Annotated in this window: 1 protein-coding gene; it reads left to right on the forward strand. The window is 29.0% G+C overall.

Annotation, left to right across the window (positions count from 1 at the left end; genetic code table 11):
* The coding region (locus tag BN338_RS10280) for an ABC-2 family transporter protein (RefSeq protein ID WP_039762234.1) at positions 1–255 on the forward strand (255 nt) is incomplete at both ends.

Genomic DNA, 255 nt, shown 5'->3' on the forward strand with positions numbered 1-255 from the left:
AGGCAGAATTGGTAACTATAGCAGAGATGAAATTCATTTTATCTTTGTTATCTTTGTTTTACTTGGAATATTTTTAAATATTTTTACTCATTCTATTGAAACCTTTTTTGAAAAAGTAGCGGATGGTAAAATTGAGCCATACTTGATAAAACCCGTTTCAATCTGGTTATTGATGCTGTTTGGTTGGTGTAAACCTCTTAATTTGATCAAACTATTTGTTCTTTATATTAGTGCTTATCTATTTGTATCATTCCC

It is taken from the genome of Bartonella queenslandensis AUST/NH15 (assembly GCF_000312585.1).
GTDB lineage: Bacteria > Pseudomonadota > Alphaproteobacteria > Rhizobiales > Rhizobiaceae > Bartonella > Bartonella queenslandensis_A.